Source organism: Rudaea sp., from assembly GCF_036383415.1.
Lineage (GTDB): Bacteria > Pseudomonadota > Gammaproteobacteria > Xanthomonadales > Rhodanobacteraceae > Rudaea.
Genome location: NZ_DASVOK010000445.1, coordinates 1 through 9,057 on the forward strand (window position 1 = coordinate 1; position 9,057 = coordinate 9,057).

Sequence of the window (9,057 nt, forward strand, 5' to 3'; positions counted from 1 at the left end):
CTTAGCCGGGAATCCAGTTTTTCTTTCAATGCTTTCCGCGCGCCGAACGGCGTCACAGACGAGAGCTGGATTCCCGCTTTCGCGGGAATGACGGATTGGTCAGGGCAACGGAACTCTGTCGAGCAGCGCGGAAACGACGCGTTCCGGCGTCACGCCCTCGGCCTCGGCCTCGTAACTCAGCAGGATGCGATGGCGCAGCACATCGGTGGCGACCGTGTGCACGTCCTCGGGCGAAACGAAGTCGCGGCCGGCGAGCCAGGCGTGAGCGCGCGCACAACGGTCGAGCGCGATCGTGCCGCGCGGGCTGGCGCCGTAGGCGATCCAGCGCGACAGGTCGCTGCCGTAGGCTTTCGGTGTGCGCGAGCCGAGCACGAGCTGGACGATGTATTCCTCGAGCGCGGGCGCGAGGTGCAGGTTCAGAACTTCGGCACGGGCGGAAAAAATCTGCGCTTGCGAAAGCAGACGCTGCGGCACGATCGTTTCGCGCAGCGTCTCGCGTGCGCGCTCACGCGCGAGCTTGAGGATCGCCGCCTCGGAAGCGCCGTCGGGATAGCCGATGCGTACGTGCATGAGGAAACGGTCGAGCTGCGCTTCGGGCAGCGGATACGTGCCTTCCTGCTCGATCGGGTTCTGCGTCGCCATGACGAGGAACAGCGGCGGAAGCGGATACGTGGTGCGCCCCACCGTTACCTGGCGCTCGCCCATCGCCTCGAGCAGCGCCGACTGCACCTTGGCCGGCGCGCGGTTGACCTCGTCGGCGAGCAGCAGGTTGTGGAAGATCGGGCCCTTCTGGAATTCGAAGCTCGCGGTCTGCGGGCGATAGATCTCGGTACCGGTCAGGTCTGCCGGCAGTAGGTCTGGGGTGAACTGGATGCGATGGAAATCGCCTTCGATGCGCGCGGCGAGTTCCTTGACCGCGAGCGTCTTGGCGAGACCCGGCGCGCCTTCGACGAGCAAATGGCCGTCGGCGAGCAGCGCGATCAGAAGGCGATCGACGAGCGCGCTCTGGCCGATGATACAGGCCGAGAGTTCGTCGCGCAGTCTGTGGAAGGCCGCGGTGAGGGTCGGGGTCGTGGAGTTGTCGGGCATGTCCATGTCGGAATCTTGAGGAGCGGCGAATATATCGCGTCCTCGGACAGCGCGACCGTGCCAAAGGTTTCCCTGAAACCCTCCCTCGATGCCAATTCTTGGAGAATAAAAAAGGGCTGCATCGAGCAGCCCTTTTCTCAGAAGCCTTGATTCAAGGTCAAGGGAATGTGGCGGTACAGGTGGATGCACCGGAAATCGGAACCGTTGCCGACGTCCCGGAGCCGCTACAGCCATTCGACCACGTGACACCCGCGGTTGAGGTAGCCACCATGGTTTGAGTCACCGTCGTCGCGATCGCCCATGGCCCGCAGGTTTGCGTGCCGTTGACGCTGTTGACCGAGCATGCCGGCGGAGGCGACAACGGGGAGCCCGTCCACGTAACCGTGGCGTTGCTCGTCGCGGGCCCAGTGATTACTGTGACCGTAAGAGAATTTCCCGAACCGGGTGATCCGCTCGAAGAGCAACCTGCGCTGTTCAGACATGCACCCTGGAGATTCACGGTAGCGGTCGGCGAGCCCGTCGCGGTCGTGAAGGTGCAACTGCCGCTGCCAGGGGGAGTGCTGGCGCTATCGCTGTCCAGATTCGCCGTGATAATCGCTTGGGTACTGCCATCTGCACCCGTCACGCCGGGACCGGACGTCACTCCCACGGTGTTGCCCGTACAACCCTGGACGGTCAACTGCACACCTGGGACGACCGCGCCGTTGCCCGAGAGCAAGGTCAAGGTAACTGGGCCTCCAGTGCCAGGGAGCGCGGAAGGCTTCGCTTTGAGGATAAGGTCGCCGCTGGCCGTGATCGGAATCGCCACGGAAGCCTTGCTGCCGGCGCTGTAACCGGCGGCGACGAAGGTTACTGTCGGCGTGCCCGACGAGCCACCGCCGCTGCCGCCACCGCTGGACGTGCCCGCAATGCCCTGCGTGAAAACGCTGGCGATGACGCAGCCATCTGCGCCGGTGGCATTGTGTGTCCAACCTGAACCTGTCGTGCCGTCGACCGTACCGGAGCCGACACCGAGATTGCTGAAGCTGAAGTTGAAGCGCAGGCCGGGGACCGGCACGTGCAGTGCGTCGGTAACGCACACATTCACATCCACCGTCGTGTTGCCCGGAATCGGACTCGGGCTCGCGCTGACGATCAGGTCCGCCACCGCCGGATACGTGGTCAAGATCGCATCTGTGACGAGGCGCGTGGTCGGGTTGCCGTTGCCGTCCTTGAACGCCGTATCCGGACCCGTGCCCTGGGCCCAGATGACGACGCCACGATTGAGCTTGGACGAAGGATAGTTGAGCTTCGTCGTCGCCGTGCCGGTCACCGTCGCCGCGCCGGAGCTGTCGGTCGTCACCGGCGAATTGATGTTGCCGATCGTGGCACGGCCGATCACGTAGGGCAGCGGATCCGCGAGCGTCTTGCTGCCGGTCGTGTCGTTGCGGTTGAACGGGAACAGCGTGAACAGCTGCGTGTCGCTGGCGATACTGGTAATCGGCAGCGCGCTCTCGAGATCGTCGTTGCCGTCGGGTACGCCGTGCCACTGCTTGCCGAACACGACCAGCGTATCGCCCGGGCCTGCGCCACCGCCCGCGGTCTTGAACTGACCGTCAGGCGAGCTGAAGAACACCGCGCCGGGCGACGGGCTACCCTGGGATCCGCAGATCTGGAACGCACCTAATCCATTGCAGGTCGAAGTGAAATCCGGTGCCTGTGGCGTGTCGATCAGGCCGAAGCGAATCTCGGTGCCCGGAAGAACCGGATTGCCTTGGCGGTCCGTACCGATCGCGCTCACCGTGAGGCTGTAAGTTGCGTCCGGGTTCGTGGTCGTCGTCCCGCCGCTGGTGGATGTCGACGACGTGACGCCGTTGACCGCGATCGCATTGACCATCGGCGAGGTGATCGTGAGGCTGTACAACTGACCGTCGGAGACGACCACGGTCATTGTCGCCGTGATCGGATTCGTGACGCCGTTGCCGGCGTCGCCGTCGTAGGCGTCGACTGTCGCACGGATCTGCACCGGGCCCTGCGTGTGTCCGGCGAACAGGTAGACGCTGGCGCCGCCAGCGCCGGTGGTGGTCAGCACCGAGGAACCGATTTGCGGCCAGCCGCTGTTGCTGAGGCCGAACAGTTGTGCATCGGTGCCGCTCGGCCCGACGATGTCGAAGCGAATGTTGTCGACGCCCGGATTGGGAATCGCAGGCGTGCCGTAGATGTTGGTTACCGTCGCAGTAATGAGCTTGCTCTGCGGTCCATTCGAATCCTTGACGTAGACACCACCTGCCGCCTGCGACAAGGTGAGCGCTGTCGGTAGATTGGCACCAGGCGGGGTTACCACCGTCACGTTGAGCTGCGAGGAAATCGTGCGGTTCGTCTCCGGATCAACCGCGGTGATCGTCAACGTCGCCGGACCGGTCGTCGCCTGAGAGTGGACGAAGATCGTGGCGATGCCGGCTGTGACCTTCACCGGGCCGCTGCCGAGCTCGGTGAGGAACTCGTTGCCCTCCGCGGTTTGCGGAGTCTTGGTTTCGCCGGTCCACGGCGTCGAAGGATCGTCGAGCATCGAAAATGCGATCGAGCCCACCGGCGAGGTGGCGACGCTGATCGTGCCGTTGAGCAATTGTCCGGTGATCAGGCCACGCCATTCGACCTTGAGTTCTGCCATGTAGGGCGAGCCGAAATACGGGCCTGCACCGACGAGGTTCTGTGGCAGCGTTACCGACGACGGGGAAATCTTCAGACTCGGATTGTTGCCGTCGCCTTGGACCACCGTGATCGGAACTTTGGAGATAACGGTGTTCGGATAGCCGTTGGCCGGCGGCAGCGAAACCGTGACCGTCGCCGTACCCGGTGTGTTGCCGGCGATGAAGACGAACGAGGCGACGCCTCCGACGAGCGGACTCGTGCTGCCACTGGCGGTACCGCTCGCGCCGACGCCGGCGATGGCGCCGATCGTCGGCGGCGATACCGTCGCGCTGATGACCGTACCGTCCGTTTCGGGGGTACCGTTGCGCCGCGTGACCGTCACGGTCAGCGTAGCGGTTGAATTCGTGCCGATCGAGGAAGCCGATACGGCGACATTCACGGTGTCCGCCGATGGTGCACAGAACGAGCAGGCGAACGCCTGACCCTGGCCTGCGACGAGAAACAGCAACCCGAACAGCATCGCTAGGAATCGAATCGGCGTCTTCATGTTGAACTCCGGTACTGCTTGAAACTACTGACTGGAAAAGAGGATGACTACTGGTGAAACTGGATCAGGAGAAAATCTGGGTGGTTATCTCAGGTTTTCGTCGAGAATCTTCGGCGTGATGAAAATCAACAGCTCTGCCTTCTGGTTCGACTTCTTAACGTTGCGGAAGAAAGCGCCGAGTCCGGGAAGATCGCCCAAGAAGGGGACCTTCGTCACGCTGTCCTGCTTGTCGAATTCGTAGACGCCGCCGAGCACCACGGTCTGACCGTTGTCGACCAGCACCGAAGTGGTCATCTCGCGCTTGTCGATGATCGGATAAGAGCCAGTCTGATTCGTATAGTAGCCGGACAGCGCGTCCTTCTTCACGTCTACAACGAGGAACACACGGCCATCGGCGGTGATGTTCGGCGTCACCTTGAGAGCGAGCGCCGCTTCCTTGAACGCCACCGTCGGCAACGCAGCACCACCGCCACCAGCCGAGGTGATCGTCGAATAAGGAATATCCTGACCTTGGGTGATGTTCGCTTCCTTCTGGTTCGCCGTGACGACGCGCGGGCTCGAAATCAATTCGCTGCGACCCTCGGTCTGGCCAGCCGACAATTCCAGGTCGAGCAGCACGTTTGCACCCAGCACGGACAAGCCAATACTGCCGGCCTTGGTGTCGGTCGCCGGCAAATTGACATTGAGCCGATTGCCAATACTGCTCGTATCAGTGCCTCCGCTCGATGTAACGCCAGGCGGCAATATCGTCGACCCACCGTTCAGACGATTGCCTAGCGCCTGGTTCGTCATGCTCTGCGCACCCGCAATGGTGCCAGTCGTAGCGATATCGTTACTACCGATCGTGGTCGCACCGCTGATGCCGAACTTAGCGCCGAGTTCGCGCGCGAAATTGTCAGCAGCGACGACTACGCGTGCTTCGATCAACACCTGCTGCACCGGCTTGTCGAGTTTGACCACGAGCTCGCGTATCGCACGGACCTTGTCAGGCGTGTCGACAACAAGCAGGGTGTTGGTACGCTCGTCCGCAGACACGCGACCGCGATCGGAAAGGAAGCCGCTCGTGTTCGCCTGACCACTGCTACTACCCGTACCCTGCTTGGATTTCTGTGTCAGCAAATCTGCAATGTCCTTGGCTTGGCCATAGCTGATCGGGATGAATTCGGTGACCGTCTCGCTCACCTGCTCGAGCTTGAGCTTGGCGTCGGCAATCGCCTGTTCGCGGTCCGCGATTTCCTTCTGCGGCGCAACCCAGACCACGTTGCCGTTGCGCCGCTTGTCGAGCCCCTTGGACTGCAGCACGATATCGAGCGCCTGGTCCCACGGCACGTTGTTGAGGCGCAGGGTCACGTTGCCGGTGACGCTGTCGGCGACGACGATGTTGAGTTCGGATTCCTGGGCGATCAGCTGCAGCACGGCACGCGTGGGAATGTCCTGGAAATCGAAGGTGACGCGCTTGCCGGAATACACCGGCGGTGCGTTCGGGTCCCTCTTTTCCTTTTCCTTGGCCGGCGCAATCTCGACGATGTACTGGTTGCCGGTCTGATAGGCAAGCTGCTCGAACGGCGCCTTGGCGGTGATATCCATGTGCGCGCCGCCACCCTTGCTGCGCGTCTCGATGAATTGCACCGGGGTGGCGAAATCGAGCACGTCCAGGCGCTGGGCGAGCTGCGCGGGCAAGCGTGCGTTGTAGATATCGAGCGAAATCTTGTCGCCCTGGCGCTTCAGGTCGGCGCTGGCACCTTCGCCGGAGAAGGTGATGAGGATGCGGCCCTCGCCGTTCTTGCCGCGGCGGAAATCGATGTTGGAGACCTCCTGCGCCGCAGCGCCGACGGCCTTGGTCTGGTCACCTGCCGCGATCACCGCGGCGGCATTGGCGGCATTGCCATTGTTGACGATCAGAACGAAGTTGTTGCCATCGGCATGCGTCTCGTAGGTGGAAACACGATACAGATCGACCACCACGCGTGTGCGTCCGGCCGCTTCGGCAACGTTGATCGCGCTGGCCGCGCCGCTGCCGACTTCGATATGCCGCTGGCTCGCGGTCGAGCGCGTATCAGGCATGTCGAGTGCGATGCGCGGCGGCGTTTCCGTGGTGAAAGCGCGCACTCCCGACGCCGGATTGGCCAGCTTGAGCGTGACCTGCACGCGCCCGCCTGTCAGGGGGGCATAGCTGACATCCTGCAGCACGTTCTCGGCATGCGCCGCCGGAACGGCGATGAACGAGGCCAGCAGCACGCCGAGTGCTGCGCCGAATCGTTGCGCGGCGGTCCGCCGGATTGCGCCCGCGATGGTCCACTTCATGGTATTCCCCGATCCGATGTTCGTTTCGCCAAACTTCACCACGCCAACCGCAACTTGGCGCGTCATTTCGTACTGATTTCGATCGACGCCGGCCGCTCCATCCAGCCACCGTTGCCGTTGCTCACCAATTCGACCAGTTCCAGGCTGTCCGCGTGGACCGCCCTGATCTTGCCGTTGTTCTGACCAAGATAATTACCCGGCTTGACGCGCGACACCGTCCCTTCCGGATCACGGATCAGTGCGACCATGGCCGGACCAGTATTGATGGTGCCCACCATCTTCAGGCTGTCGAGCGCGAATTCCTCGAGCTTCTCCTTCGGATGCGGATCGGGTACGGAGCTCTTTTCTGCTTCCTCGGCCTTCTGTTCGGCGAGGCTGGGCGCGAACGGGTCGCGCTGCGCCTGCGCCTTGTATTCGAATGTCTCGAAGGTCTTGAGCACGGGCAGCGGCGGCAACGGGCCGCCCGGCAGGTTCTTCTCGTCCGCAACCCATTTGCGCAGATCGTCATTACCCTTCAGGCAGCCGCCGAGCAACAGCACGACGATGAGCAGGCCACAGCGCAACATGGTTTGCTTCGATTCCGCGCTCATTTGCCCGCCTTTGCCGCCGGCGCATTCGGCGCCCCCGGCTTCTTCGGCGCGGCCGCATCGGCCTCGTCCTCATCGACGTAACGGTAGGTCTTCACCGTGCCCTCAAGCGTGAGCTGACTCGGTGCCTTGCCCGAAGCGGGTGCGGACGGCTTCAGCGAAACGTCGTGCATCGTCAGGATGACGACTCGCGGCAACCTTGCGACCTCGCTGATGAACGTTCCGAACTGGTGATAGTTGCCAAGCATGCGCAGCTTGATCGGCTTTTCCGCGTAGAAGCCTTCCTGAATCGCTTCCGGTCCGGGTTCGAACAGTTGCGTTTCCAACCCTGCCGACAACGCCGCTTGCGACACGTCGACCAGCAGTTCCGGCATTTCCGTCTTGCTCGGCAGTTGACGCAACAACTGGCGCAGGATCTCGCGCATGTCGTCGAGTTGCGTCTTCAGTCTCTCGAGGTTGACGACCTTGAGCTGCTTGTCGTGGAAATCCTTCTTGAGATCAATTTCCTGCTTCTGCTTCTGCACCAGCGTTTCCGACTGGTCGCTGATCGACCACCACCAACCGAGGCCCAACAGGATCACGAAGACGAGGATGCAAGCCGCATACTTGACCCAGTCCGGCCAAGCGCCAACGTTGTTGCGATCCAGATTGCGCAGATCGGAAAACTTCATGGCGCCCTCCCCGCCGGCGCGGTAGCGGGCTTGGGTGTCGGCGGCGCATCCGGCTTGGCCGGCGCCTTGTCCGGCTCGGCAGCGCTCGGTTGCTGCTCCGCCGAACGCAACTTGACCGAAAGGCCAAATTCGTAGCGGTTGCGTTTGTCGCTGCCCTTGATTTCGGTCTTCTTCAGATCCGAGCGCTGCATCCAGGTGGACGCATCGAGATTACGCATGTAGTTGGCGACATCGCCGTTGGCCTGGGCCACGCCTTCGAGCGCGAGCTGGTCACCAGTCTGCTTGATCGAAGACAGACGAACACCGTCAGGTATCGTCCTGACCAGATCGTCGAACAGGTGGACCATCTGCGAGCGGCTCGCCTGCAATTGCTCGATGATTTGCTTGCGCGCGAGCAACTTGGCCTTGGTCGTCTCCAGATCCTTGATCTCCTTCAGCTTGCCTTCGAGCTGCTGGATCTCGCTGCGCAGATAGCCGTTGCGGCCTTCCTGGTCATCAATGCGTTGGTTCATCCACCAGCCCCAGACGAGCCAGACAAGCACCGCCGAAACGGCGGCGGCGGCGAGCATGAGATAGAAGTCCCGCTCGCGCTGACGGCGCCGCTCCGCGCGCCAGGGAAGTAGATTGATATTGGCCATCAGTCGAAGCTCCGCATGGCCAGGCCCGCTGCGATCATCAGCATCGGCGCATCCTGTCTGAGCGTCGCCGCCTGGCTTTGCATGCGCGGCGACAGCGACATGTTGGCGAGCGGGTTGGCGATGATGCAGGGCACATCGAGCTGTTGCAGGATCTTCGCGCCGATATCGGGCACGAGCGCGCAACCGCCGGCAAGCACGATCTGATCCACCCGCGTGTAGTCGCTGCCGGCGTAGAAGAACTGCAGCAGTCGGCTGATCTGCTGCACGATCGCTTCCTTGAACGGCTCGAGTACTTCGACTTCGTAGGATTCGGGCAGGCCGCCCTGACGCTTCGCGGCACCAGCCTCCTCGTACGACAGGCCGTAGCGCCGCATGACCTCTTCGGTGAGTTGCTTGCCGCCGAATACCTGCTCGCGCGAATAGATGGTGCGCTGGTTTTTCAGCACGATCAGCGTGGTCATCGTCGCGCCGATGTCGACGACGGCGACGACGGCGTCGGACGGCACGGTGAGCTGATCGGCGATCAGCTTGCACGCGTTCTCCATCGCGAACGCTTCGACGTCGATGACCTTCGCGGTCAGTCCGGCAAG

General features: G+C 62.6%; 7 protein-coding genes. All 7 read right to left on the reverse strand.

Features of this window, described 5'->3' with window-relative positions; genetic code table 11:
* Positions 1-99 precede the first annotated feature (99 nt).
* A complete protein-coding gene (locus VF497_RS16075) occupies positions 100-1,095 on the reverse strand; it encodes a MoxR family ATPase (RefSeq protein ID WP_330890568.1) in 996 nt (331 codons plus the stop codon).
* Between the two features lie 151 nt (positions 1,096-1,246).
* On the reverse strand, positions 1,247-4,267 hold the full coding sequence (locus VF497_RS16080) for a hypothetical protein (protein WP_330890570.1): 3,021 nt from the start codon (positions 4,265-4,267) through the stop codon (positions 1,247-1,249).
* A gap of 84 nt (positions 4,268-4,351) precedes the next feature.
* The gene (pilQ, locus tag VF497_RS16085; protein ID WP_330890572.1) at positions 4,352-6,571 is read right to left on the reverse strand and encodes a type IV pilus secretin PilQ; all 2,220 of its coding nucleotides are present in this window, start codon (positions 6,569-6,571) and stop codon (positions 4,352-4,354) included.
* 62 nt (positions 6,572-6,633) lie between these two features.
* Positions 6,634-7,161 (reverse strand): pilus assembly protein PilP, encoded by a 528-nt coding sequence (locus VF497_RS16090; protein ID WP_330890574.1) that lies wholly within the window; start codon positions 7,159-7,161, stop codon positions 6,634-6,636.
* Positions 7,158-7,829 carry a type 4a pilus biogenesis protein PilO gene (locus VF497_RS16095; protein ID WP_330890576.1) on the reverse strand — a complete coding sequence of 224 codons (672 nt, stop codon included), beginning with the start codon at positions 7,827-7,829 and terminating at the stop codon, positions 7,158-7,160. The genes VF497_RS16090 and VF497_RS16095 overlap by 4 nt, the downstream gene beginning before the upstream one ends.
* Positions 7,826-8,467, reverse strand: a complete 642-nt coding sequence (locus tag VF497_RS16100; protein ID WP_330890578.1) for a PilN domain-containing protein — start codon at positions 8,465-8,467, stop codon at positions 7,826-7,828. The genes VF497_RS16095 and VF497_RS16100 overlap by 4 nt, the downstream gene beginning before the upstream one ends.
* Positions 8,467-9,057, reverse strand: a 591-nt coding sequence (pilM, locus tag VF497_RS16105; protein ID WP_330890580.1) for a type IV pilus assembly protein PilM, incomplete at its 5' end; no start/stop codon positions are given. The genes VF497_RS16100 and pilM, both read right to left, overlap by 1 nt.